At 70.7% G+C, this 24,493-nt stretch carries 21 protein-coding genes; 5 read left to right on the top strand and 16 right to left on the bottom strand.

Annotated elements, in window-relative coordinates; all coding sequences use genetic code 11:
• Positions 1 to 297 precede the first annotated feature (297 nt).
• The 6 genes from ACWF94_RS07340 to ACWF94_RS07315 all read right to left on the bottom strand — a co-directional run bounded on the left by ACWF94_RS07340 (position 298) and on the right by ACWF94_RS07315 (position 5,958).
• On the bottom strand, positions 298 to 1,455 hold the full coding sequence (locus ACWF94_RS07340; RefSeq protein WP_453485581.1) for an acyl-CoA dehydrogenase family protein: 1,158 nt from the start codon (positions 1,453 to 1,455) through the stop codon (positions 298 to 300).
• A gap of 368 nt (positions 1,456 to 1,823) precedes the next feature.
• On the bottom strand, positions 1,824 to 2,624 hold the full coding sequence (locus ACWF94_RS07335; RefSeq protein WP_453485580.1) for an SDR family NAD(P)-dependent oxidoreductase: 801 nt from the start codon (positions 2,622 to 2,624) through the stop codon (positions 1,824 to 1,826).
• Between the two features lie 21 nt (positions 2,625 to 2,645).
• Positions 2,646 to 3,026, bottom strand: a complete 381-nt coding sequence (locus ACWF94_RS07330; protein ID WP_453485579.1) for a MaoC/PaaZ C-terminal domain-containing protein — start codon at positions 3,024 to 3,026, stop codon at positions 2,646 to 2,648.
• Entirely contained in the window at positions 3,023 to 3,559 is a 537-nt protein-coding gene (locus tag ACWF94_RS07325) for a MaoC family dehydratase N-terminal domain-containing protein (protein ID WP_453485577.1), read from the bottom strand. Before ACWF94_RS07325 ends, ACWF94_RS07330 begins: the two co-directional genes overlap by 4 nt.
• A gap of 1 nt (position 3,560) precedes the next feature.
• Positions 3,561 to 4,748: a lipid-transfer protein gene (locus ACWF94_RS07320; protein WP_453485575.1), complete on the bottom strand. Its 1,188-nt coding sequence runs from the start codon at positions 4,746 to 4,748 to the stop codon at positions 3,561 to 3,563.
• A 76-nt stretch (positions 4,749 to 4,824) separates the two neighbouring features.
• The gene (locus ACWF94_RS07315; RefSeq protein ID WP_453485573.1) at positions 4,825 to 5,958 is read right to left on the bottom strand and encodes a CaiB/BaiF CoA transferase family protein; all 1,134 of its coding nucleotides are present in this window, start codon (positions 5,956 to 5,958) and stop codon (positions 4,825 to 4,827) included.
• 859 nt (positions 5,959 to 6,817) lie between these two features.
• Between ACWF94_RS07315 and ACWF94_RS07310 the strand changes: the two genes are divergently transcribed.
• Positions 6,818 to 8,029 carry an acyl-CoA dehydrogenase family protein gene (locus ACWF94_RS07310; RefSeq protein WP_453485571.1) on the top strand — a complete coding sequence of 404 codons (1,212 nt, stop codon included), beginning with the start codon at positions 6,818 to 6,820 and terminating at the stop codon, positions 8,027 to 8,029.
• On the top strand, positions 8,026 to 9,168 hold the full coding sequence (locus ACWF94_RS07305; protein ID WP_453485570.1) for an acyl-CoA dehydrogenase family protein: 1,143 nt from the start codon (positions 8,026 to 8,028) through the stop codon (positions 9,166 to 9,168). The genes ACWF94_RS07310 and ACWF94_RS07305 overlap by 4 nt, the downstream gene beginning before the upstream one ends.
• Positions 9,169 to 9,283: 115 nt before the next feature.
• Here the strand turns inward: ACWF94_RS07305 and ACWF94_RS07300 are convergent, their stop codons facing one another.
• The 5 genes from ACWF94_RS07300 to ACWF94_RS07280 all read right to left on the bottom strand — a co-directional run bounded on the left by ACWF94_RS07300 (position 9,284) and on the right by ACWF94_RS07280 (position 15,041).
• Positions 9,284 to 10,294 carry an ABC transporter substrate-binding protein gene (locus ACWF94_RS07300; protein WP_453485568.1) on the bottom strand — a complete coding sequence of 337 codons (1,011 nt, stop codon included), beginning with the start codon at positions 10,292 to 10,294 and terminating at the stop codon, positions 9,284 to 9,286.
• Positions 10,295 to 10,445: 151 nt separating this feature from the next.
• Entirely contained in the window at positions 10,446 to 11,309 is an 864-nt protein-coding gene (locus ACWF94_RS07295; RefSeq protein ID WP_453485566.1) for an ABC transporter permease, read from the bottom strand.
• A gap of 8 nt (positions 11,310 to 11,317) precedes the next feature.
• Positions 11,318 to 12,112 (bottom strand): ABC transporter ATP-binding protein, encoded by a 795-nt coding sequence (locus tag ACWF94_RS07290; protein ID WP_453485564.1) that lies wholly within the window; start codon positions 12,110 to 12,112, stop codon positions 11,318 to 11,320.
• Positions 12,113 to 12,692: 580 nt separating this feature from the next.
• Positions 12,693 to 13,892: a TetR/AcrR family transcriptional regulator gene (locus ACWF94_RS07285; RefSeq protein WP_453485562.1), complete on the bottom strand. Its 1,200-nt coding sequence runs from the start codon at positions 13,890 to 13,892 to the stop codon at positions 12,693 to 12,695.
• A 96-nt stretch (positions 13,893 to 13,988) separates the two neighbouring features.
• Positions 13,989 to 15,041 carry a TIGR03617 family F420-dependent LLM class oxidoreductase gene (locus ACWF94_RS07280; protein WP_453485560.1) on the bottom strand — a complete coding sequence of 351 codons (1,053 nt, stop codon included), beginning with the start codon at positions 15,039 to 15,041 and terminating at the stop codon, positions 13,989 to 13,991.
• Between the two features lie 450 nt (positions 15,042 to 15,491).
• Between ACWF94_RS07280 and ACWF94_RS07275 the strand changes: the two genes are divergently transcribed.
• Positions 15,492 to 16,283 (top strand): enoyl-CoA hydratase/isomerase family protein, encoded by a 792-nt coding sequence (locus tag ACWF94_RS07275; protein WP_453485559.1) that lies wholly within the window; start codon positions 15,492 to 15,494, stop codon positions 16,281 to 16,283.
• Positions 16,284 to 16,804: 521 nt separating this feature from the next.
• On the opposite strand, the gene ACWF94_RS07270 is transcribed toward ACWF94_RS07275, so the two are convergent.
• A complete protein-coding gene (locus tag ACWF94_RS07270) occupies positions 16,805 to 17,533 on the bottom strand; it encodes a hypothetical protein (RefSeq protein ID WP_453485557.1) in 729 nt (242 codons plus the stop codon).
• A gap of 487 nt (positions 17,534 to 18,020) precedes the next feature.
• Here ACWF94_RS07270 and ACWF94_RS07265 point away from each other — a divergent pair, with 487 nt between their 5' ends.
• Positions 18,021 to 18,611, top strand: a complete 591-nt coding sequence (locus ACWF94_RS07265) for a hypothetical protein (protein WP_453485556.1) — start codon at positions 18,021 to 18,023, stop codon at positions 18,609 to 18,611.
• 266 nt (positions 18,612 to 18,877) lie between these two features.
• Here the strand turns inward: ACWF94_RS07265 and ACWF94_RS07260 are convergent, their stop codons facing one another.
• The 3 genes from ACWF94_RS07260 to ACWF94_RS07250 form a co-directional block, all read right to left on the bottom strand.
• Entirely contained in the window at positions 18,878 to 20,707 is a 1,830-nt protein-coding gene (locus ACWF94_RS07260) for an APC family permease (protein ID WP_453485583.1), read from the bottom strand.
• A gap of 1,069 nt (positions 20,708 to 21,776) precedes the next feature.
• Complete coding sequence (locus ACWF94_RS07255) at positions 21,777 to 23,087, bottom strand: MFS transporter (protein WP_453485554.1); 1,311 nt, start codon at positions 23,085 to 23,087, stop codon at positions 21,777 to 21,779.
• On the bottom strand, positions 23,084 to 23,347 hold the full coding sequence (locus tag ACWF94_RS07250; protein ID WP_453485552.1) for a hypothetical protein: 264 nt from the start codon (positions 23,345 to 23,347) through the stop codon (positions 23,084 to 23,086). Before ACWF94_RS07250 ends, ACWF94_RS07255 begins: the two co-directional genes overlap by 4 nt.
• A 36-nt stretch (positions 23,348 to 23,383) precedes the next feature.
• Here ACWF94_RS07250 and ACWF94_RS07245 point away from each other — a divergent pair, with 36 nt between their 5' ends.
• The gene (locus ACWF94_RS07245) at positions 23,384 to 23,563 is read left to right on the top strand and encodes a hypothetical protein (RefSeq protein ID WP_453485551.1); all 180 of its coding nucleotides are present in this window, start codon (positions 23,384 to 23,386) and stop codon (positions 23,561 to 23,563) included.
• 240 nt (positions 23,564 to 23,803) lie between these two features.
• On the opposite strand, the gene ACWF94_RS07240 is transcribed toward ACWF94_RS07245, so the two are convergent.
• The coding region (locus ACWF94_RS07240; RefSeq protein WP_453485549.1) for a hypothetical protein at positions 23,804 to 24,493 on the bottom strand (690 nt) is incomplete at its 5' end.

Here is a 24,493-nt window from a genome sequence, read left to right as displayed (position 1 = left end):
ACCGCTCCACCGCCCTCGGCGACAAACAATGCTTCACCTACGACGGCCACCGGCGCCTCAAGAGCGCCTGGACCGCCGCCACCGACTGCGCCACCGGAAGGCCGGCGGGGCGGCGGAGGTCGCCCGGCGGACCCGTCCGCGCCCCTGGTGGTGTGCGCGGCCCTCTGGACCGCCCGGAGGTGAAACAGGCCCCGGCGGTGGTCCCGGGGGCGGAGGCGGCGCCCGGCTCCGAGGGCCACGCCCGCACGGCGGGTGGCCAATGCGCGACGGGGCACGGTGGCCGTCGTGACGAGTGGTTCAGAGCGCCATGTCCTTGGCGATGATGGTCTTCATGACCTCGCTGGTGCCGCCGTAGATACGGCTGACACGGGTGTCCGCGTACAGCCGGGCGATCGGGTACTCCAGCATGTAGCCGTAACCGCCGTGGAGTTGCAGACACTTGTCGACGACCCGGCCCGCGGTCTCGGTGCCGAAGAGTTTGATCCGGGCGGCGTCGGCGGGGGTGAGATCGCCACTCTCCTCCAGCCGGATGCCCTGGTCGACGAGGGCCTGGGCGGCCGCGACCTCCGTGTCGCACTCGGCGAGGACGAACCTGGAGTTCTGGAAGGAGGCGACGGCCGCCCCGAAGACGGTGCGCTCGCGGGTGTAGTCACGGGTCAGGGCGATCGCGGCGGCAGCCCGTGCGACGGCCTCCACGCCCAGGGCGAGCCGCTCCCGGGGGAGGTTCCGGGCGAGGTGGCCGAAGCCGTCGCCCTCCGCGCCGAGCAGATTCGCGGCGGGCACGCGGACGTCGGTGAAGGACAGTTCGCAGGTGTCGCTCGCGTGCAGTCCCAGCTTGTCCAGTCTCCGGCCGACGGTGAATCCGCCGGTGTCGGTGGGGACGACCAGCAGACTGAGTCCGGTACGGCGGTCGCCCCCGGTCGGCGGTGAGGTCCGGGCGACGACGACGCACAACTCGGAGTTGACCGCGCCGGTGATGAAGGTCTTGGAGCCGTTGAGGAGGTAGTGGTCCCCGTCGGCGGAGAGCATGGCGGTGGTGCGGATGCCGGCGAGGTCGGACCCGGCGCCGGGTTCGGTCATGGCGATGCACAGAACGATGTCACCGGTGGCGATGCCCGGGAGCCAGCGCTTCTTCTGTTCGTCGTCCGCCAGGTTCAGCAGATACGGGAGGACTATCCCGGTGCTCACGTTGTAGTGGACCAGACTGACGGCGGCCCGCGCGATCTCCTCGTTGAGGACCGCCTGGTAGCGGTAGCCGGTCTCCCCGGGCCCGCCGTACTCCTCCGGGATGCCGAATCCCATCACCCCGAGCGCGCCGAGCTTGCGGAACAGTTCGCGCGGCGGGTGCCCGGCGGTCTCCCACGCGGCGAAGTCGGGGGTGATCTCCTTGGCTATGAAGCTTCTGATGGCGGTGCGGAACGATTCGTGGTCCGCGGTGTAGAGGGTGCGTTTCATGGCGCTGCTCATTCCTGTGCGTGGGACGGGGCGGTACGCGCGAGGCGGCGCGGCCCGGGTGCGCGACCCGGCTCGCCGGGAACCGGTCGGGACGAGGCGCCACGGCTCCGGCCGCCCCACCGCGACCGCACGCGCGGCACCGGCCCTCCCGCCCTCCGTGCCGGGACCGCCTCCGGAACCGGGGCCGGACGGCGGGCGGGAGGAGCGGGCGGGCCGGGGGCCCGCGCCGTCCGGACGGAGGGCGAGGCTCCGCGCCGCGCGTACACCGGGCTCGACACCACGCACAGGGACGGTCGGGACCAGGCCGGGTCCCGCGCCGCGCGTACGAGGGGTCCGGCGCCGGAGGGGCCGGTGTCCTCGTACGCGGCTCAGCGGTTGCCCGCGTCCACCGTGAGGACCTGGCCGCTGACGTAGTTCGCCTCCTGTGTGCACAGCAGATAGACGGGGCCGGCGGCCTCTACCGGCGTTCCGGGGCGGCCGAGCGGGATGGTGGCGGCGGCACTGTCCGCGATCTGGGCGTTGACCCCGACCTTGATCTTCCGGCCCTCGATGTCGATGTGCTTCGCCTCGGTGACCGGTTCGGTCAGCCGGGTGGCGATCCAGCCGTAGGCCACGGCATTGACATTGACCTTGTAGCGGCCCCACTCCCTGGCCATGGCCTTGGTCAGACCGATCACACCCGCTTTGGCGGCTGAGTAGTTCGCCTGGCCCGCCACCCCCGACAGACCGGAGATGGAGGAGATGTTGACGACCTTGCGGTGGTAGTCGGCCGGGTTGGCCTTCAGATACGGCTGCGCCGCGCGCAGAATCCGGAAGGGCGCCTTCAGATGGACGTCGAGGATGCCGTCCCACTGGTCGTCGCCCATCCGCTGGATGGCGCCGTCCCAGGTGAATCCGGCGTTGTTGACGATGATGTCCAGGCCGCCGAAGGAGTCCACGGCGGCGGCGACGAAGCGCTCGGCGAAGCCGTCGGCGGAGACCGAGCCCGCGAGGACGGCCGCGTCGCCGCCGACGGCCCGGATGTCGGCGGCGGTCTCTTCGGCGGGGGCCGGGTCGAGGTCGTTGACGACGACGGCCGCGCCGGCCGACGCGAGTTTGAGGGCGATCTCCCGGCCGATGCCCCGGCCCGAGCCGGAGACGATGGCGACCTTGCCGTCCAGGGTTCCCATGATGTGCGTACGTCCTTCGTGTCAGTTGGTGGCGACGGTCGCGGAGCCCTGGAGGGTCACCGTCCCGTCGGAGAGGGTCGCCGTGAGTTCGAGGTGGGCGATACCGTCCTCGACACGGGTCACGGTGCCGTGGCAGGTGGGGGTGGCGTTCACGGGGGTGATGACCGCGAACCGCACCTGGTAGGAGCGGATCCGTCCCAGGGGCACCCAGTTCGTCAGCAGCCGGCCGAGGTAGGCCATGGAGAGCATGCCGTGGGCGAAGACGTCCGGGATGCCGACCACGCGGCAGGCGTCGATGTCGATGTGTGCCGGATTGTGGTCTCCCGAGGCGCCCGCGTAGAGGGCGAGTGTGGTGCGGGTGATCTGCGGGACCTCAAGGGTGAAGGTGTCGCCGGTCTTCACGCGGACGCCTCCTTGCCGGTACTTCCGGTACTTCCGGTGCTGTCGGACCTGCCGGTGCGGCCGGTGCTGCCGGACCTGCCTGTGTTGCCGGACCTGTCGGGGATGACGAGGGTGGAGGTCATCCGGCCGATGAGTTCCCCGTCCCGGGTGACATCGGTGGACCGGACGAGGAACTCCAGCACTCCGCCCTTCCTGTCGTACATGTCCGAGATCACGGTGGAGAAGGTCAGGGTGTCCCCCGCGTAAGCCTGGGCGTGGTACTCGAACGACTGCTCGCCGTGCAGGATCGCGAGCGGGTCGACACCCAGCTCGTCGAGGAACCCGAAGGGGTCGGGGACGTCCATGTTCAGACAGAACAGGAAGGTCGGCGGCACCGGCAGATCCCGGTGTCCCGCCGCCCTGGCGGCCTCGACGTCCACATACTCCGGTGCGCTCTGGCCGGTCGCCCGGGCGAAGAACCGGAGCCTTCCGCGTTCGACCTCGGTGACGACATCGCGGGATCGGCTGCCGATCAGGGTACGGTCCAGCGGCATGTCAGGAGACCCTCTCGTAGAGGGTGACGACACCGGCGCCACCGAGGCCGATGTTGTGCTGGAGGGCGAGCGTCACATCCTCGACCTGGCGGGCTCCGGCCGTACCGCGCAGCTGCCACACCAGTTCGGCGCACTGGGCGAGACCGGTGGCGCCCAGCGGGTGGCCCTTGGACATCAGGCCGCCGGAGGGGTTGACGACGACCTGTCCGCCGTAGGTGTTCCGCCCCTCGGCGACGAACTTCTCCGACTCCCCCTCACCGGTCAGCCCCAGCGCCTCGTAGCACAGCACCTCATTCACGGTGAAGCAGTCGTGCACCTCGGCCACCCGGATGTCCCGGGGGTCGGTGCCGGACGCCTCGTAGACCTGCCGGGAGGCCGAACCGGTCAGACCGGCGCCGACGACCTTGATCATGCTCTTGTCGTCGAAGGTGTCCGGGGTGTCGGAGCTCATCGCCTGGGCGCGGACGGCCACATCGGTGCGCAGGCCGTGCCGGAGGGCGAACTCCCGTGTGCACAGGACGGCCGCGGCGGCCCCGCAGGTGGGCGGGCACGCCTGCAGCCGGGTGACGGGTCCGAACAGCCGGGGTGACTCCAGCACCTGCCGCTCGGTGACCGGCTCGCGGAACACGGCGAAGGGGTTGTTGGCGGCGTGGGTGCGGGACTTCACCGCCACCTTGGCGAACATCGCCGGGTCGACGCCGTACTTCTCGACGTACTCGACGCCCGCCCCGCCGAACAGGCGTGCCACATGCGGCGCGGTGTCGTCCTCGCCGTGCAGTTCGTGCAGTACGTCGCTGAAGCGTCCCAGCGGGTCGGGCCGGTCGTCCCAGTGCGCCGAGAGGGCGCCGGGCCGCATCTGCTCGAAACCGACGGCGAGGGCGCACTCGACCGCGCCGCTCTCCACGGCCTGCCGGGCCAGCCACAGGGCGGAGGATCCCGTGGCGCAGTTGTTGTTGACGTTGACCACCGGGATACCGGTCATCCCCGCCCGGTACAGCGCTCGCTGACCGGAGGTGGAATCCCCGTAGACGTAGCCCATGTACGCCTGCTGCACCAGTTCGTAGGCGATGCCGGCGTCCTCCAGCGCGGCGTTGATCGCCCGCGCGCCCATCACGTCGTAGTCGTCGCTCCGCCCGGGTTTGGTGAAGGGAATCATCCCGACACCGGGGACATGGGCTCGACCGTCCATAGGAACCTCCAGGTGTGTGTCTCTGTCGCGGATGTCCGTGGTGACGGATCCGGTCGGGTGGGTGGTGGGTACCGGGTCAGGCCACGACCGCTCCGGCGCGGAGCGGCGCGTAGTCGACACCGGCCTCCTCCAGCACCTGCCGGGTGTCGGCGCCGGTACGCCGTGCGGGCCGCGGGCCGCCGGCGGGGGTGGCGCTGAAGCGCGGTGCGGGGGCCGCCTGAGGCGTACCGGAGTGGTCCACGGTGAGGAAGGTGTTGCGGGCGGCGTTGTGCGGGTGGGCGGGGGCCTCGGTCATGGACAGCACCGGGGTGACACAGGCGCCCTCACCGTCGAAGAGTTCGGTCCACTCGGCCCGGGTGCGTCCGGCGAAGATCCCGGCGAGCCGCCGGGACATGGCGGGCCAGGAGTCGCGGTCCTCCTGGACGGCGAAGAGCGGGTCGCCCTCCAGACCGAGGATCTTGAGCATCGCGGCGTAGAACTGGGGCTCCATGCTGCCGACGGCCATGTGGTGGCCGTCGGAGCAGCGGTAGGGGCGGTAGTAGGGGGCGGCGCCGTCGAGGGTGTTGGATCCCCGGCGGTCGGTCCAGGCGCCCGACGCCATCAGATCGAATGCCGTGGCGAGGAGCAGGGCGCTGCCGTCGGTCATGGCCGCGTTGACGACCTGGCCCTGGCCGGTGGCGCGCGCGTGCAGGAGGGCGCTGGTGATGCCGAAGGCGAGCAGCATCCCGCCGCCGCCGAAGTCGCCGACCATGTTGAGCGGTACGGCGGGGTCGCCGCCGGCCGCGCCGACGGCGGCCAGGGCGCCGCTGAGGCCGATGTAGTTGATGTCGTGGCCGGGTTCGTTCGCGTACGGTCCCTCCTGGCCCCAGCCGGTCATCCGGCCGTAGACCAGGCGGGGGTTGCGGGCCAGGCAGGTGTCCGGTCCGAGGCCCAGCCGCTCGGCGACACCGGGGCGGAACCCCTCGAAGGCCGCGTCCGCGGTCTCGACCAGCCGCAGGACCGCCGCCACACCCTCGGGGTTCTTGAGGTCGACGGCGATCGAGCGCCGGCCGCGCAGGGTGACCTGGTTGCGCGCCGGGGCGCCGGCCGCGGTGAGCGGGTCCACGCGGATGACCTCGGCGCCGAGGTCGGAGAGCAGCATGCCGCAGAACGGGCCGGGGCCGATGCCGCCGAACTCGATGACCTTCAGATGGGCGAGGGGGCCTGTCACAGTCACAGCTCCTTGGGCGAGGGCGGATTCACGGGAGGGGGCGCGGGGCGCGTTCGGCGTGGGTGAGCGGCCATGCGGACCGGCGGCGGGGTCCGGGGCGGTACGGGGCGTGTCCGGCCGGTTCCCGCCCGTTGTCCGGGCTGTACCGGGCCGTGCCGCCCGTATCCCCGCCCGTCGCGGCCCGGACGGCGCCGAGTCGTTGCCGAACCTTCTCCAACAGGAGCGAAATGGCTAATGCATCTTCACTCAAGCGTCTCGCGCGCCTGACGTCAAGATGTCTTCGGGATCAACTGCCACCTGTTCATGGCGGTATGCGCCGAGGGGTGCGTATCCGAGTCGTGGATTCCGACGAGTCGATCGAGTGGCCGCGCGGGCGACGGCAGGTTCACTTGTCGCCGCTGGAGACCCGACTGCGGAAGCGGGGAAGGGCGGGCCTGGGGCGGTCCGTCCCACGTCATCGACGCGGCGGCCGGGAGGGCCGTCGGCCGCGGGGACCGCCACCGCGCCGCCCCGGCGTCCGGGGGCGGGGACCCGGCGACGGAACTCCCCCACACCTGGACGGCCGCCTCGGCCGGAGTCAGGGCGTTCACTCCTCCTTCGGGGCAGGATTCCTTCATCCCTGACGGGCAGCTCGACGCTCCCTCCCTGATCAATGCGATGGGAAAGCGGGAAGTCCAGCCCGAACTATGGACATGAAAGCTAGTAATTATTAACTTGTTGAGCGTCCGGGCTTGCTTGGACCACCCCGGCCGCGCCGGGGAGTGTTCGGATCCACGCGTGAACGCCGGGGATCCGAACCGTATGCCCGCATCCCAGAATCGCCCACCACGGGCTCATACCGCTCGGGAGCTGGAACGACGTGACCCCCATCGACCCCGCTGAATTCCGCGCCCGGGTGCGGAACTTCCTGCACCAGGAGGTGCCGTCCGTGCTGGACGGCGTCACCGGCTTCAACGCCCGGGCCGTGGCGTACCGCAGAGCCCTGTTCGGCGCCGGGCTGGCCGGCCTCACCGTCCCTCCCGCGTACGGCGGGCAGGGGCTGCCCGAGAGTTACGAGCAGATCTTCGCCGAGGAGGCGAGAGCAGCGATCCCGCCCGAGGACGGACTGTTCATGCTCGGCGTCGGCATCCTGGTGCCCACCCTCGCCACCCTCGGGTCCGAACGGCTCGGCGCGGAGTACGGTCCGAAGATCCTGTCCGGCGAGAAGATCTCCTGTCAGATGTTCTCCGAGCCGGAGGCGGGTTCCGATCTGTTCGGGCTGCGCACCCGGGCCGTACCGGACGAGCAGGGCGGGTGGAGGGTCACCGGCCAGAAGGTGTGGACCTCCTTCGCGCACTGCGCCGACATCGGTCTGCTCATCGCGCGCACCGACCCCGATCTGCCCAAGCAGGAAGGGCTGAGCGCGTTCCTCATCGACATGGACGCGCCCGGCGTCGAGGTGCGGCCGCTGCGCCAGATGACCGGGGACTGCGAGTTCAACGAGGTCTTCTTCGACTCCCTCCACGTCCCCGCCGACCGCATGATCGGGAGGCCGGGTGACGGCCGGAAGGTCGTCATGGCGATGCTCGGCCATGAGCGGGCGGCCGTCTCCCGCCCCGGGGCCGGGGCCCCGCGCCGTCCCCTGCCGGTCGCCGAGCTGACCGCGCGGGCCCGTCGCGCCGGGCGGGCCGACGATCCGGCGGTGCAGCGCGAACTGCTCGACGCCTGGCTCGGCGAGCGCACCGCCACCCTGGTCAGCGACCGGATCGGCGACATCAGCGGCAGCGGCGCCTCCCCGGGACCCGTCAGTTCCCTGGCGAAGCTGCTGAGGACGGAGAACGGTCTGCGCAACGCCCGGATCGCGGCGGACCTCGCCTTCTCCGGCGGCGCCGTCTGGGAGGACGGCGACGACACGGAGTACCTCGCCTTTCAGATCCTCGACGCGCCGGGGCTGGGTTTCGGCGGCGGTACGGACGAGATCCAGCGCAACACCATCGGCGAACGGATCCTCGGGCTGCCCCGCGAACCGTCGGTCGAACGCGGGATCCCGTTCAGTCAGTTGCCCACCCCCAGGCCCGAGGAGACACCGTGACCACCACCGCCCTCAGCGCGCGGTCCGAGGAACGCGCCGCGCTCGCGGAGACCGTGCGCACCCTGCTGTCCCGCCGGCACGACGAACAGCGGGTCCGGCAGTGGATGGACGTCCCCGATGGCCACGACGCGGACCTGTGGCGCGAACTCGCCGGCGGCATCGGCGCCACGGCGCTCGTCGTCGGCGAGAAATACGGCGGCGCCGGATTCTCCCACGCCGATCTGCTGCCGGTGTTCGAGGAGGCCGGACGCGCCCTGTACGGCGGCCCCCTGCTCGCCACCGTGATCGCCACCGCCGCGCTCGACGCCACCGGTGACGACGAGGTCCGGGCACGGTATCTGCCGGGCATCGCGGCCGGAACCACCACTGCCACGCTCGCCCTCCTGGAGGCCGGTGAGGGCGTACCGGCCGGCTGGAGCCCCGATGGCATCCGCACCCGCGCCGAGCGGACCACCGACGGCTGGGCCCTCACGGGGGTGAAGACCGCGGTCATCGACGGCTGCACCGCCGATCTGCTCCTGGTGCCCGCCCGTACCGACGACGGCATACGGCTGTTCGCGGTCGACGCGGATGCCCCCGGTCCGGAGCGGACACCGCTGAAGGCCGTGGACCTGACCCGTAAGCAGGCCAGGATCTCCCTCGGCGCCACGCCCGCCGTCCCGGTCGGCGACTGGTCGGCGGTGAGCCGGGCCCTGGACGTCGCGGCCCTCGTCCTCGCCGCCGAATGCCTCGGCACCGCCCGCCGGGCCCTCGACGAAGCGGTCGCCTACGCCCGGGTCCGCCATCAGTTCAGCCGCCCCATCGGCAGTTTCCAGGCCGTCAAGCACCGGCTGGCCGACATGTTCGTCGCCGCCGAGTCCGCCGCCGTCGTCCTGCGGCAGGCGGGCGAGGCCGCCGAACGCGCCGGAGCGCCCGTACCGCTGGACACCGAACACGCCCTCATCGCCTGCGCCGAGGCGCTCGACACCTGTGCCCGGGGCAACCAGGCCGTGCACGGCGGCATCAGCTTCACCTGGGAACACCCCGCCCATCTCGCCTACCGCCGGGCCCGTAACGCCCAGACCCTCCTCGGCCCGATGAACGGCCACCGGGACCGCCTCGCCACCCTCGCGGGGCTCCGTGCGGAGGCCGCCGGGTGAGCGGCGCGCGGTCCCCGATGTCGGGGCCCGTCCCGCCGCGGGGACCTTCTGTCGCCAAGGAGTGTCGTGAGAGTCCCGTTCTCCCGGCGGGCGGACGGGACCTCGACGACACGTCCTAGGGGGTCGGCTTGATCAGCCCGACCGCCTTGTCGTAGCCGACGGACTTCTTGAGCAGCTTGTTCTCCACCATGAAGGCGACCAGGGAGTCAAAGCCCGCCCGGTCGACGTCAAGGCCGTACTGGCCGACCTGGTTGCCGCCGGAAGGGCTGAACGCCTCGGCGACGGCCGTGGCCACGGACGGGTCCTTGATACCGAAGCCCTCGGTCATCTCGGCTGCCAGCGCCTTGGTGTTGGCCGGGTTCTTCGACCAGTCCATGGCCTCCTCCACCGCGCCCAGATAGGTCGCGATCGCCTTCTTCGTGTTGCCGGAGGCACCGCGCTTGGTCGCGTAGACCATCTCGGGGAAGTTGTTGATCTTCGGAACGTCCCGGCTGAGGACGAGGGTTTCCCCCTTGTCCCTCTCTTTGAGCGTGGCGGCGGCGATCGGGTTGGAGAACGTCAGGTCGACCTGGCCGGTGGACAGGGCGCTGATCTGGGTCTGCCCGGTGCCCACCGCGACGAAGTTCGCCTTGCCCGGTGACTCCCCGGACTGTGCGTACATCTCCTCCAGGAGCACCTGGCCGTAGCCGCCCATGGCGGGAATCCCGATTTTCGCGCCCGCCAGCTCCTTCATGACTTCGGGGAAAGGTTTCTTCGTTTCGGAGTCCTTGAACCCCTTGCGGCGAACCAGTTCCATGCCGAGGTTCCGCTGCTGCCCGGCCACGATCGTGACGCGTTCACTCATGGGAAGGACCGCCCCGGGGGGAGTCGCCACGAGGTCGACCTCCCCGGCCATCAGGAGTGTCACCCCTTCGGGGCCGCTCTTCATGTTCACGGTCTTCACCGTGAGACCGGCCTTCTTGAACAGGCCCTGCGAGGTGGCGATGAGTTCCGGCAATTGCTGGGTGCTGCCCGGCAGTACGCCGATGCGGATCGAGTCGGGGTCGTCGGATCCCCCCGGCGAACAGGCGGTGCCGAGCAGGGCCACCGCGACGACGGTCGCCGCCAGGGTACGGAAGGCTCTCATGTGACGTGGCTCCTAGCAAGTGTGTGAGTGGTTCCGGCGTGCGCACGTCGCGGCCGCGCCTCGAACAGCGGCCGGTGGTCCGGGCCGTGGGACCCCGGCGGCTCAACGGAGCTGCGCGCGGCACGGGCGGCCCTCGCCCCGGGACCGCCCGTCAGTGGGTGGAGTGCTGTTGCCAGGCGAGGAGCCGGCGTTCGGCGTAGTTCATGGCCATGGTGAGGATGCTGGCGAGGGTGGCCAGGATGGTCAGGGCGCCGAAGACACCGGGGAGGTTGAACAGGTTGCTGTGGAAGACGATGAGCTGGCCGAGGCCGTCCTCGGAGGCGACCATCTCGCCCACGACGACACCGAGCAGTGAGTAGACCGCGGCGAGTTTGAGCCCGGCGAAGATCGCGGGGACCGCGGCAGGGAAGGAGACCTTCCAGAACGTCTGCCGGGCCGGGACGCGCAGCAGCCTGGCCAGCTTGACGAGGTCGGAGTCGACGGCGCGCAGTCCGGCGAGGGTGTTCAGGAGCAGGACGAAGAAGATGATGCTGAAGCCGACCGCGACCCGCGACCAGATGGAGATGCCGAGGTAGAGCACAAACAGCGGAGCCAGCGCGACACGGGGGATGGCGTTGAGGAACAGGACCGGCGGGCCGACCACCGCGGCGAGTTTCTCGTACCGGCCGAACAGCGCGCCCACGGCGATCCCGGCGACCGAACCCGTCACGAACGCGATCACCATCGCCAGGCCGGTGGAGGCCAGATGCGGCCAGATCGAACCGTCGGAGAACACCTCGCCCAGCCAGTCGGCGACATCGCTGGGGGCGGGCAGGAACTCCGGATCCACCAGCCCGCTCCTCGCGGCGATCTGCCAGATCCCGAGCATGGCCAGGACCAGCAGCAACTGGTAGGTGAACAGGCGGGGACGGCTCCAGGGCGCGTTCGCGCGGGGCTGCGCCCTGCGCGGGGACTTCGGTGCGGCGGGTGGCGCGGATTTCCGCGCCGGCTGCGGCTTGGCGGTGGTGTGGTTCATCGTGGTCCTCACGGGGTTGCCAGCGTGTGCAGCTCGTCACGGATCGAGCTCCACAGCCGTGCGTGGATCGCCTGGAACTCTGGCGTGGTCTGGAGTTCTTCAACATCACGCGGACGGTCGAAGGGGACCGTGATGTCCTCCTTGATCCGTCCTGGCCGCGCGGACATCACCGCCACCCGGTCCGAGAGGCAGATCCCCTCGACGAGGTCGTGGGTGACCATGACGACGGTGGAACCGGTCTTCTCCCACAGGCTCAGGAACTGCTCGTGCACCAGGACACGGGTCTGGGCGTCCAGCGCGGCGAACGGCTCGTCCATCAGGATCAGCTTCGGCTCCGCCACCAGCGTCCGCGCGATCGCCACCCGCTGCCGCATGCCCTGCGACAACTGCGACGGATAGTGGTCCTCGAAACCGCCCAGGCCCACGCGCGCCAGCGCGTCCTTCGCCCGCTCGGACCGCTCCTGCCGTCCGGAGACCGTGGACTCCAGGGCGAAGGCCACATTGCCGTGGGCGGTCCGCCACGGCAGCAGTGCGTCCCGCGCCATCATGAAACCCAGACCCTCCGGAACACCCCCGATCGGCCGCCCGTCGAGGGACACGGTCCCGTCCGAAGGACTGACCAGCCCGGCGACCATGTTCAGCAAGGTGGTCTTGCCGCATCCCGACGGCCCCACCAGGGCCACGAACTCACCGACCCCGATGTCCAGATGAACATCGTCAGTGGCGAGCACTTCACCAACCGAACCGCCATAGCGGTGGGAAACCGCGTCGAAAGAGATCTTGGGCTGAGCAGCAGCAGTCATGGAACTCTCCGGATAGTCGTGCGCTGGAGGGCTATGGCCTGTTCCGCCGGAGGCGAGGGGGCGGCCCCGGCGCCTCGGGCCGACGAACCGGTGGTCCCACAGGAAGATCGCCTCGACTCCGGGCAGATGGTATTGGGAGTCCGGCCGGGGGTTTTGGCCGCAGGTGAAGTGAAGCACCGCCACTCTCCGGACACAACCCCCAAGTAAACTTGCATTTGCCAGAGGCGGAAATCTCAAAGATTCAGGGGCGATCGGCGGCAGTGCCTTCGGGCGACGGGGGAGGAGCTGCCGGAACAGCGACCGTAAGACTTCAGGGACCCTTCAGGACAGGGCGCAGCGGTAAATTTCCGCTGGCTGCATCCGCTTCTACAGCGAAGGGCACCCCGGCCGCCGACGGTGCCCGGCGCCGGGGCGGGCGGCGGACCGAGGCGCCCGCCGGGCCGGGCAGGCCGAGATGACGGGCGCCTTCATGTATAGGAGTTCTTCCCCAACTCGCCCGGCAGCCGCTCTCGCTCCGGTGCCTCGCCCCGGCCGGCGCCGCGGCACCCGTCCCTGCCGGCGGCGCGGAACGGGATGCCCGTCAGCGGGACGGATCGACGCCGAGCACGTCGAGCGCCATCCCGATCACCGCCTCGGGCGGCGCCGGAGCCTCCAGCCTCGACGTCCGGGACACCCCCCTGATCAGAGTGAACGCGGAGTGGGTCGTCACGCGTGCCTCCGCCTCCCGGAGATCGGGCCGGGCGGCCGTGGTCAGCGCGACCCATTCGGCCACATAGTCCTGCTGCGCCCGGCGGAAGGCCTGTTCGTCGCCGGGCGGAAGATGGCTGAGGTCGCTCACGCCGAGCCCCACCGGACCGCAGCGGCTCTCCACTATGGTGACGTACGAGCGCAGTACGCGTTCCAGCGCCTCCCCGGCGGTCACGCTCTCGGTCACGGCCCAGGACAGGGAGAAGTTCAGGACCGCCCGCTCGCGGGCCATCACCGCCAGCAGCAGTTCGGCCTTGCTGGCGAAGTGCTTGTAGACGCTCGGGCCGGAGATGCCCGCCGCCGCCCCGATCTGCTCCATGTTCACGGAGGGGAAACCCCGTTCGGTGAACAGCCTCGCACCCGCGATCAGCAGCGCCTCCCGGCGCGACAGGGTCGTCAGCCGGGGGCCGGCCGTCGGCGGCGGCGCAGCCCCGGTCGGGTGAGCGTCGGCGCCGGGGCGCGGCAGGACGGACGTCCGGCACACCGCCGACGCCTGTTCGTACAGCAGTGCCTCGAAGCGCGGCCGGGGCAGGCTGGTGTGGTGGTAGGACGGGCTCGCGAGGACGGACGCCGCCGCCAGGGCCACCAGTTCGGTTTCGGCCCCGGTCAGTTCCGGACGGCCCTCGCCCACGGCTGCCGCCACCCGGGAGACGATCTCGCGGTGCCTGTCCCGGATGGCCAGGCGCGGCTCCTCGGGCAGCAGCGACGCCTCCCGGTCCCACAGCAGCGGGTAGCCCCGGTGGTCGAGGAAGAACGCCCCTATGGCGCGCAGCATCCCGTCGAGGCCGTCGGCCCGGTCCATGGCGTCCCGGAGCATGTCCAGACCGCCCCCCAGCGCCCGTACCAGCAGCTCGTTCTTGTTGCGGAAGTGGCGGTACAGCGCCCCGGGGGTGATGCCGACGGCGACGGCGATGTCCTCCATGCTGGTCGCGCCGTACCCGGATCGGTGGAAGTGCTCGACCGCCGCGGCCAGGATCTGGGTCTTGCGGTCCTGAGGTCGGCGCGGCGCTGCTGGGGCCCTCTTCGTGGTCACCCCCGGCATCCTACGGATCCGGTGGCCGCCGAGCCCGCCCCAGCCGTGTGCCCTCCGTACGGCGGCGGTCGCACCGTACGGCCGTCGTCTCCCGCGTCACCGGATCGCATGGAGCACCTCGAACGCGATGTCGTCGTCCGCCTGGTGCGGCAGCATCACGCTGACCCGGGTCAGCAGCCCGGCGAAGCGCTCCCGGACGGCACGCCCCACCGCGGCCGGCTCGCCGCAGACGCTGAAGGTGTTGAGCGTCTCGTCGTCGATCAGGCGCCCCATCTCCTCCCAACGCCCTTGCTTGGAGAAGGTGTTGAGGTCGGTGTGCAGTTCGCCCCAGCCGTGCTGCTCCAGCACCCCGAGATAGGCGGGGGTGGACCCGTAGAAGGCGATCCGCTCGCGCATGGCGCGCACGGACCGCTCGTACTCCTCCTCGGTGCGCCCGGTGGCCACCATCACACACCCCGACACGTCGAAGGGCCGCGACGTCCACGGTTCGCCCGCCGCCTCGGCCTTGGCACGCCCCTCCCGCACGGCGGGGAGTGTCACCTCCCGCAGATAGTCGGCGGAGGTCAGCGCGTGGCAGATCAGTCCGTCGGCGACCTCCCCCGCGGTCGCCGTCATCAGGGGGCCGACACCGGCGATCCACACGGGCGGTGGGCCCTCGGGCACGGGACCGGGGTCGAACATCGGCGTCATCAGGTTGTGGGTGTAGAAGTCGCCGGTGAAGGCCAGCCGCTCCCCGGTCTGCCAGCTGTGCCAGATCGCCCGGGTGGCCAGCACGAACTCGCGCATCCTCGCGGCCGGACGCGACCAGGGCATGCTGTAGCGGCGGGTGATGTGCGGCTTGATCTGGGATCCGAGACCGATGACCGCGCGGCCCCCGGACAGCCGCTGGATGTCGAAGGCGCTCTGCGCCAGCGTCATCGGCGTACGCGCGAAGGCGATGGCGACGGAGGTCCCCACCTGGACGCGTTCGGTGGCCCGGGCGGCCAGGCCCAGACCGATGAAGGCGTCGTGGGCGGTCTCGGTGAGGAACAGTCCGTGCGCGCCCAGCGCCTCCGCCCGGGCCGCCGCGTCGGCGACACCCTCCGGCGGTCCGTCGTGGACGATGTCGGTCCGCAGCGCCGGGAGCGGAACGGTCGGGTCCTGTGTCATGTGGGAAGTGCCTTCCTTGCTGAGAGACAGGGGGTGCGGCTCCGTGCGGTGCGCCGGGGATACGGGGATACGGTCGCGGGCCGGATACGGCTGTCCACCGGGACCGGCGGCTCAGGCGCCGGAGCCGGTGTGCGGCCCGGAGCGGTACCGACGGCTGACCGGCGGCTGACCGGCAGGGGCGCGGTGATGTGAATACACCGTTCCCACCCGCTGGTTGCAGGTATTCGGTTCGGCCCATCATGCAGGAGAAAGTGAATATGCACTAGCCAAATCTCGGAATGGCTGATTGCCTGGAGGGGCGGTGCCGGGCAGGGGCCACCGGCCGGGCACGGGTCCGGGCCGCACGGGCACGTCCCCCTGAGCGGCTCCGGCAGGCCCCTGGACGGGCGTGCCGCCCGCCACCGCCCACCGTGCAGAGTGCGCCCCTCACCGAGCCAAGGAGCAGCCCCCGTGCCCCAGCCCGTCCTCTACGCCGTTCTCGACGGCGTGGCCACCCTCACCCTCAACCGTCCCGAGCGCCGGAACGCGACCTCCTGGGCGATGATCCGCGCGGCGACCGAAGCGGCCGAGCAGGCGGCGGCCGACCCCTCGGTCCGCGTGGTCGTTCTCACGGGCGCGGGCGGGGACTTCTCCGTGGGCACCGACCTGAAGACCGCGGACGACTCGCTCCGTGTGGTCCGCCGCGTCTCGGTGGACGACGACCGGAGCCGGCTGCTGGCCGCGAGCCGCTTTCCCCGCGTGCTGGCCGATATGCCCAAACCGGTGATCGCGGCTGTCCGAGGGGGGTGCGCGGGCGCCGGAATGTCGCTGGCGATGGCCTGTGACCTGCGGTACGCGGCGGATACCGCCGTATTCAACACCGCCTTCACCGCGCTCGGCGTCTCCGGCGACCTGGGCCTGCCCTACCATCTGACCCGGCTGGCCGGTCCGGCGAAGGCCCGTGAGCTGATGCTGCTGCCGGAGAAGCTCTCCGCGGCACGGGCGTACGAGGCGGGGCTGCTGACGGAGGTCGTCCCGGCGGTCCGGCTCGACGAGCGGATCGGCGAGATCGCACAGCGGCTGGCCGCGATGGCTCCGGAGGGCCTGGCCGGCGCCAAGCGCAACCTTGAGGCCGCGATCCATCAGCCCTGGAGCAGCTATCTCCCCGATGAGGTCGACCGGCTGATCCACACCATCCGCGGCGACACCTTCGCGGCGGCCAAGGCCGGGTTCGCCGCACCGCGCACCGCACCGGACGAGTGACCGGGGGGCGACCGTGCTCCGGGCCCGGGTGTCCGTCCGCACCCGCGCACCCGTCCGGGTCCAGGTACCCGCATCGACTCTCCGGGTCCGGGCATCCGACTCGGCCCGACCCGGTCCACGTAGTCGACTGTCCCGGTCCAGGCATCCCGCCGCGCCCGCGCACCCGTCGGTGGTTTCTGGGGGCCGGGGCAGCGCGCGAGGACCGGTGGCCCATGGGGCCGCGTACCGGCATCGGCGGCAGGTGTGCCGCCACCGTCGCGACGCGCACCGAGGGAACAGGGCGACGGCGGCGGAGTCGCGGGAGAGGGGCGCAAACCGTGACAGGCCCCCTGGGGTGTCCGTCGCGGTGTCCCTCGCGGCGGACCGACCGCGGGGACCGTGGCCGTCGGTCAGACGGGTGCGTACTCACCGCTCTCGCCGTCGGTGACGGCGGCCGTCGGTGCGGGCCCGGTGCGGTCGAGGGCCGACCAGCGGAACACTCATCCCTGACCCAAGAGAAATCACGGAACGTTCCCGCTCGGTCATGCCACGCAAGATCCATGGGCAGGATAGGGCGGCCCTGAACGGGAAGAACCCGGCTGGTGTACGGCGCAGTTGCGTGCAGAGTGTTCTGCGTCACACTCGCGTGGGTCCCCGGCGTCCTGCATGGGAACGAAGCCGCACAGTTCGAATCCGTCGCTGACCAGGTGCTCGCCGTCGCGGACGAAGGCGACCGTGCGGGTCATCCCGCGCATCCGCAGCGGCACCACGAGCCGACCGCCGTCGGTCAGCTGCTGCATCCAGGCGGGCGGGACATCAGTGGCCTGCACCGTGACCACGATGCGGTCGAAAGGGCCGTGCCCGGTGACCCCGAACTCGCCGTCCGCGGTGACCGCCGTAACGGCGCTGTCGTAGCCGGCAGCCTTGAGGAAGCCCTCCGCGCGCCGGGGGACATCACGATCGATGTCGACGGTGACGACATGCCCGGTACTGGTGACCATCTCGGCGAGGTAGGCGGCGTTGGGCCCGCCGGAGCCGATCTCCAGCACCCGCATCCCCGGCTGGATATCCGCCTGTTCGATCCGCATCGCCTGCACCCGCGGAGCGGAGACCGAGCTGATGTCCACGCCGTCCGCATCCGTCTTGGTGACCGCGGCGAACCCAGCGTCGTAGATCCTGGCCATGTCCACCTCCGGGGTGGCCAGATGCCGGGGCACCCTGCGGAACGCGGCCTGGACACGGGGACTTGGTGCCGCACCGAGCTCGACCATGCCTGTGGCTGAACGCGGCTAATACCAGGGTCTGAGCAGGACAATGCCGGGGGATAGCTCCGAGCCGATGGACACCCACCTCGGCCGCCCGCCCTGCCAGCGACGCGATCACCTTGCGCCGCCCCCTCTGATCCACTGATGAGCCAAAGGACCAGAGACCCAGCACACGTTCACGACCGCGCGCCGATCCTGCGCCGAGCTGCGCACTGCACCCATCACCCGGCGCTCCCTTCGACGGACGGCACCCTCACCCACCACCCCGAACGATCCGTGACTGCACCGCGGCAGACTGTGAAGCTCCCTCAGAATGACGCCGCCGACTCCGTCCACGCAAGTGGCACCACACGCGCGCCGACCACGAAGCCGCCGCATCGAGTCGGGCAGCTCGGGGCGACACGATGCGCCGCCCGGCTCCCGCCAGAAGGTCGGCCAGCGGTGGCGGCTGGGCCCGGGTGCCGTCAGCGCCGGTGGAGCGGATAGTGGAGGGGTGGATGCGGAGGAGGTGGCCGATGTGCTGTACGCGCTACGCCCGGACGAGTTCACCGCCGAGCGCGCCGCGTACGCAGCCCGCGCCCGAAAGGAGGGCGACCGCGAGGCCGCGCTGCGGATCGCGGCGCTGCGGAAGCCGGTGCTCGCGGCCTGGTCGGCGAACCTCCTCGCCCGCCACGACCGCGAGGTTCCTGCAGCTGGGGAAGGATCTGCGCGAGGCCCAGCACAGCCTGGACGGAGTGGCACTCCGGGAACTGGGGCACGACCGCCACCGGGTCGTCGCGGCCCTCGCCCGCCAGGCCGCAGACCTCGCCCGCAAGGCCGGGCAGCCGATCGCCGGGAGACGGCACTGGAGTCCGCACGGACCGAACGCACCCGGGCCAAGGCCGCCGAGACGGCCGCCGACACCCGGGTACGCGACCTGGAAGAGCAACTCCGCCTGGCCCGCGACGAACACCACGAGGCCCGGGCCGCTGCCCAACGAGCAGTCGCCGTGGAGCGGGAAGCACGTGAACAGGCGCACCGCGCCCGCCGCGCCGCGCGTGCGGCCGACCGCGGCAGCCACCCGGCCGGAGGGACGGCTGGGTGATCTCACGGATAGCGAGTGGGAACGGTTGCGGCTGTTCCTGCCTGTCAGCAACGGTCGTTGTGGCCGGTGGAGGGATCACCGGCCGCTGATCGACGGGCCTCACCGGGTGTGGAGGGGCGTGCAGCGGCGTGATCTGCCCGAGAGGTTAGGCCCGTGGACGACGGCTATGAGCGGCGTCGGCTGTGGTCGGCCGACGGAATCTGGGAACGCTTGCTCCAGCAGGTCCATTCGTAGGGACGTCGTCGGCAGGCGCGTGTTCTGTCCGGTCAGGGGAGGTGGAAGGGCACGGTGGTGATGACAATTTTGGGGAGGGGGCGGAGGGCGCGGCGGAGCCGTGTGGCGGTGCGGCTGTGGAGGAGCTGGTGTCTGCGGTGCCGGGTGACGATTTCCGGGAGGATCACGGTGAGGGTGAGGTCCGAGTGGTGCCGGTGGAGTGCTTCGATGTAGTGGACGAGGGGGGCGACGGTTGCCCGGTAGGGGGAGATGACGATTTCCAGGGGGAGATGGTCGCCCCACAGGGTCCAGTAGTCGCGGAAGCGTTCGGCCTCGTCCTCGGTGACGCTGATGTGGACGGCGAGGACTGGTTGCTGGAGTGAGGCCGTGTAGGCGAGGGCCCGCATTCCCGCGAGGTCCAGGGTCGCGATCGCGGCGACCGACAGGTGGCGGATCTCCTCGGGGATCTCCTCGTCCTCTCCGTTCCCGCTCGCCGCCAGACGGCCTCTGTGCTGGGGCAGCGGTCCTTCCGCGGTGTGTGCGGGCAGCTCCATGGTGTGCGGATGCAGGCGCAGGGCGGTGCGGGCGGCCTCGTAGTGTGCCTTGATCCGGGTGGTGATCAGGAGGAACAGGCCGACGGCGACGATGGCCACCCATGCGCCCGAAGTGAACTTGCTGATGCCCGCGGTGATGAAGACCACGGCCGACAGGAGGCATCCGGTGGCGTTGAAGAGCAGGCTCTTGCGCCAGTGCCGGTTGCGCAGCCGCCACCAGTGCACGACCATCCCGGCCTGCGAGAGCGTGAACGCGAGGAAGACACCGACGGCGTAGAGCGGGATCAGGGAGGCGGTCAGGCCGTTGAAGGCGGCGAACACCAGGGCGGCGGAGAGGGAGAGGAGGAGGATTCCGTTGCTGTAGGCGAGACGGTCGCCGAGTCGCATGAAGACCCGCGGGGCATAGTCGTCGCGGGCCAGCAGGGACAGCACGCGGGGGAAGTCGTTGTACGCGGTGTTCGCGGCGAGGAGCAGTACCGCGGCGGTGGCGGTCTGGATGAAGACGTACATCCATCCGGAGCCGAAGCTGAGATGCGCGAGCTGCGACAGGGTCGTCTCTTGGCTCCTGGGTACCACACCGGTGAAGTGGATCAGGACGACGATTCCGGCGAACATGGTGATCAGGAGGGTCACCATCCAGGTCAGGGTGGTGCGGGCGTTGCGCCATTCGACGGGCTGGAACGCCGGTACCGCGTTGGAGATCGCCTCGATACCGGTCATCGCCGTGGCGCCGGAGGAGAACGCCCGCATGACCAGGAGCAGGCCGACGGATTCGGTGACGGTCAGCGGCGCGGCCGGGCGCGGCTCGAAGCCGCGGTCGGCGGCGTCCGCCAGCCCGAACGCGATCAGTGCGAACATTGCGGCGATGAAGGCATAGGTCGGGGCGGCGAACAGGGCACCGGCCTGCCGGATCCCGCGGAGATTCCCGGCGAGCAGGAGCACGATCACCCCGATGCCGATGGGCACTGTCTCCTGGGCCAGCGAGGGGACCGCTGAGGTGATCGCCGCCACCCCGGAGGCGATCGACACGGCGACGGTGAGGACATAGTCGGTCATCAGCCCGGCAGCCGCCACCAGACCGGGCACCCGGCCCAGGTTGTCACTGGCGACAATGTAGGACCCGCCGCCGTGCGGGTAGGCCCGGATCGTCTGACGGTACGACAGCCCGACCGCCAGCATCAGGAACACGATCGCGCCGGCGACCGGCAACGAGTACGACAGACCCGCCGTACCCGCCAGCACCAGGATCGCGAGCATCGCCTCGGGACCGTAGGCGACCGACGACAGGGCATCGGCGGAGAGCACCGGCAGCGCCAGCAGCTTGCGCATCCGCTCGGTCACCACGGCGGAACTCTTCAGCGCCGCCCCCACGGCAAACCTGCGGGCCCGTACGCTTGCCCGCCCCAGCCGCCCCGGCGGCGGTTCCTCCACGTCCACCTGCTCCCCCGAACGCGGCCCCAGCGCGGAGATCCGCACCACTCGGCCGAACCGGGCCGGCCTGATCTCCGCCGGGGCAGGAAACCTCCCCAGATCCGGATCCACCGGCAGCGCACGGCGCCACACCTCAGGAGCCGCCGACACCCGGCCCCACTCCCGCCCCAACCGCCGCAGCACCCGCAACTGATCCTCGCCCAGCCCGGGAGACGAGGCATCGGGCCCGGGCGGACCCGTGGCCCCTGCCCCTCGACCTCCGCGGGTATCGCTCACATCGCGCAGTGTGACCGATACCCTCATAGCGGGACAGGACCGACATGGGCGGTATTCATCAACCCGAGCACCGTTGCGGCGTCGAGAGCCGACGTCGAGCCTCTCGCTCGCTCCCTCTGCGGGCCCGGAGACCCGTGCGGTCCTCGCCGGGCCGAAGATCAGATACCAAGCCAGGGCACCCCGCAGGCCGTGGGTCGCTGGACCGGGCGCGGACGATCACGGGAACTCAGGGGAGGCCGGGCGTCCAGGACGCATGAGTGGATGCCCCGACGGAACTGTCGAGCATGACCGGTCTCAATCCTGGGCCGTGGCGTGCGGCTTCAGCGGCCTGAGCCAACGCGATGCTGCCGGCGGTTGAGGCGGATCCGCGAAGTCGTGGGAGCCGATGCCGTAGGCAGGCGATGGTGACCAGGGCCTGGTAGCGGCGGCTCGTTCGCCGTAGCGAGTGGCGAGGGCCTTTTCTGCTTCAGGCGGCGGAACGTCCGAAGCAGAGTTCCCTCGCTTGCGACAGTGTCCAGAACATGGGCGAATCGGGCGACCGCCAGCCAGCGGGGATGTCCACCGGGCGAACGCCAGCTGAGCGGCGTACCCGTACAGCGCGCGGCCGCCGGCGTGGTGGCCGTACGCGGTCGGCTGCAGTACCTGGCACCGCTTTCCCGTGGAGGAGGTCCACGCGGCGGAGCATCGTGGATCAGTTCGACCTTGGTGATGGCTCCGGACGGGGGTGTGTCTGCCCCTGGACACTCCTGGGGCGGGGGGCCATCGGCAAGTCGCGGGAGCGCCCGATGGGGGAGAAGAGGAGGATGAGCGCGGCCAGCGGCACTCCAGCCGTCGTGATCCACATGGCTGTACGGAGATCGAAGACAGTTCCCAGCCATCCGCCGAGCAGAGCGCCCAGCGGGATTGTTCCGTAGTTGAGGAAAGCCGTGCTCGTCGTGAGACGCCCAAGGAGGTCCGGCGGGCAGTAGCGCTGCTGGAAGCTCGCCTTGATGACGTTGCCGGCCACGACGCCTGCTGACACGCAGAATCCGCCCGTGGCGAAGAGAAGGAGCCCGGCTCCGGCAGAGGCGGCCGGGGTGAGCAGCGCGAAGATCGCGAATCCGAGCTCGAACAGCAGCATTGCGCGGGCGGTCCCGATCCGGTCGGCGACCCGGCGCGCGATGAACGCTCCGGCGATACCCCCCGTGCTGGCGGCTGCGATGAGTCCGCCGACCGCTCCGGGCGCCAGGCCCACGGTATGGATGAGGAAGACGACCTGGATCGACTGATAGCCCATGAGGGCCAGGTTCGAGGCAGCTCCGAAGAGCGTCAGCGTGCGGAGCCAGGGATCGCGGGCGACCAGTCGTAAGCCTTCGCCGACTTCGTCGAGCAGAGCGGTGGAGCGGACGGCCGTCCTGTCGCGGCGTGGCTCGCGCTTGCGGATGCTCGCGACGCAGAGGAGGGAGAGGAGAAATGTCGCTGCGTTGGCGAACATCGCGTTGACCGCGCCTACAGTCTGCCCGATCAGGCCGGCGGAACCGAGACCGGCGATCTGGGCGGCGGACGCACTGCCGTGCAGCTTCGCGTTGCCTTCGGGTTGGTCTTCGGGGGCCAGAATGCTGGGAAGGTAGGCGGTGTAGGCGGTCTGGAAGAACACGGCGGCAGTGCCCGTCAGCAGCGCGATGACGACCAGCAGGCCAACGTTCAGATGGCCGGTCCACGCCGCGACCGGAACCACGGAGAACAGCAGGAAAGACACCGCGGCAGCGGTCAGCATGACCGGTCTGCGGCGCACTCGGTCTACCCACGCTCCCACGGGGAGGCCGATGACCAGCCACGGCAGCCAGGCCGAGGCGCTCAGCAACCCGACCTCCCATGTGCTGGCGTGCAGGGTCGAGACGGCGATCAGGGGCATCGCCACGGCGGTGACGGAGGCGCCGAACTTCCCCGTGGTCTCTCCACACCACAGCAGACGAAAGTCCCGATGCCGACGCAGGAGACTGACACGTATTTCGTGGCTCATCCGTTTCCCCGTTCTTTGCGGGGGAACGACTGGATCTGCACGATGATCGGCAGCGCCCCAGGCGCTGCCTCTGTGCCGGGCGCGGGAGTGTGACGCGCGATCACGGCCATCAACTCGTCGTTGAACGACTTGAGCTGTTCCGGCGTCATCCGCAGGTCCCGCCAGTCGGAGATGGTGCCGGCACGCTGCCAGTCGCCGTCCCAGTTCCCACTCAGGTAGTTCGTGACCCGGCTGAAGTACTGCTGCACCAGCTCGTGCATGTAAACCGCCAGGGCGCCCCTGGTGTCGGGGTCATCGTGGAATTCGGCGCTCTCCAGGACCTTCGGTGTCCTCGACGACTCGCCACCAGCGCACCGGTTGGTATCCGCTACGACCATGACCCCGAGCTGTACTGGGACGACGCGCTCGCCCGCCACGGATACGGCCTCACCGCCATCCGCTACGTGCTCAGCGACCACGTGGCCCTCTCCTTCTGAAGTCTTAGCGTGCACCTACTGACGTATGCCCAGGGGATGGAGAGCAGCGCGCGGTCGGCCCCTTCGGCGCGCTGTGCTGCCTGTGTACGACGTTCTCCGCGCCGCCCCGCCCGGGTTCCTCGGCAGCCTCGCCGCCGGACTCCTCCTCGCCACCGGGGCCTGGACCCTCCAGAAAGCCCGCGCCCGCAGCGCCCGCCGCGCCCGCCTCTCGCCCCGGCCCGCCCGGCCGGGGCGCCGGGATCAGGAACACTCCGCCACCCGGCCGGGGCGGACGTCCCGCACTTCCGGGCACTGCTTGAGCGTGCGTGACGGTGCCATCGTCCAGGTGTACTGAGCGGGCCAGTACCCCATGCCCGCCCCGTCCTCGGCGCCCACCAGGGGGGCGGCGTCACCGGAGGCGACGACTTCATGGAGCCCGACGCTCGTTTCGAGACCGATCCTCAGCCGGTAGGTGAAGGGGCCGGGCGAACCGGTGAGGTCCACCAGGATGATCTCGCGGGCTCCTTTCAGCCGGCTCACTTTGTACTCCCGGGGCGCGTTGGGGTTCGAAAGGTATTCCTCTCCATCGACGACCGAGACGGCCTCAGGGTCGCGCCAGGAGATTCGCGAACCGCGACGCGGGAGACAGGAAAGCCTGGCGACCGGAGCGAGGGCGGGATCTCCCGGTTCGTAGGAGTCGTCCCTCTCCAGGGCCATGGACGTGATGCGAACGTCGGTGGAGAAGTTCGCGGAGATGTCGAGGGTGTGCAGCACACGCCAAGTGGGGACGGCTCCCTGGGCCAGCGCCCATCGGCGCATTTCACGGCAGTCCTTCACCTCGGCGGGAGGATCGCGCCGTGCGATCTCCTCGGAGGCCATCAGGGTCCAGCTCTCGTCCTTGCCCGTTTCGCCGAGGCGGATCCCCACGGACACCCGGGGCCTTTCTCCGGC

It is taken from the genome of Streptomyces sp. NPDC055078 (assembly GCF_053607985.1).
This window is presented reverse-complemented; position numbering and strand designations above follow the sequence as displayed.

Excerpts from the sequence above, each read along its gene's own strand:
- ACWF94_RS07320 (WP_453485575.1), bottom strand. The coding sequence starts at position 4,748 with ATGGACGGTCGAGCCCATGTCCCCGGTGTCGGGATGATTCCCTTCACC.
- ACWF94_RS07270 (WP_453485557.1), bottom strand. The coding sequence starts at position 17,533 with ATGGTCGAGCTCGGTGCGGCACCAAGTCCCCGTGTCCAGGCCGCGTTC.
- ACWF94_RS07335 (WP_453485580.1), bottom strand. The coding sequence starts at position 2,624 with ATGGGAACCCTGGACGGCAAGGTCGCCATCGTCTCCGGCTCGGGCCGG.
- ACWF94_RS07250 (WP_453485552.1), bottom strand. The coding sequence starts at position 23,347 with ATGCACGAGCTGGTGCAGCAGTACTTCAGCCGGGTCACGAACTACCTG.
- ACWF94_RS07300 (WP_453485568.1), bottom strand. The coding sequence starts at position 10,294 with ATGAGAGCCTTCCGTACCCTGGCGGCGACCGTCGTCGCGGTGGCCCTG.
- ACWF94_RS07280 (WP_453485560.1), bottom strand. The coding sequence starts at position 15,041 with ATGACACAGGACCCGACCGTTCCGCTCCCGGCGCTGCGGACCGACATC.
- ACWF94_RS07255 (WP_453485554.1), bottom strand. The coding sequence starts at position 23,087 with ATGAGCCACGAAATACGTGTCAGTCTCCTGCGTCGGCATCGGGACTTT.
- ACWF94_RS07260 (WP_453485583.1), bottom strand. The coding sequence starts at position 20,707 with ATGCGCAAGCTGCTGGCGCTGCCGGTGCTCTCCGCCGATGCCCTGTCG.
- ACWF94_RS07290 (WP_453485564.1), bottom strand. The coding sequence starts at position 12,112 with ATGACTGCTGCTGCTCAGCCCAAGATCTCTTTCGACGCGGTTTCCCAC.
- ACWF94_RS07295 (WP_453485566.1), bottom strand. The coding sequence starts at position 11,309 with ATGAACCACACCACCGCCAAGCCGCAGCCGGCGCGGAAATCCGCGCCA.
- ACWF94_RS07340 (WP_453485581.1), bottom strand. The coding sequence starts at position 1,455 with ATGAAACGCACCCTCTACACCGCGGACCACGAATCGTTCCGCACCGCC.
- ACWF94_RS07325 (WP_453485577.1), bottom strand. The coding sequence starts at position 3,559 with ATGCCGCTGGACCGTACCCTGATCGGCAGCCGATCCCGCGATGTCGTC.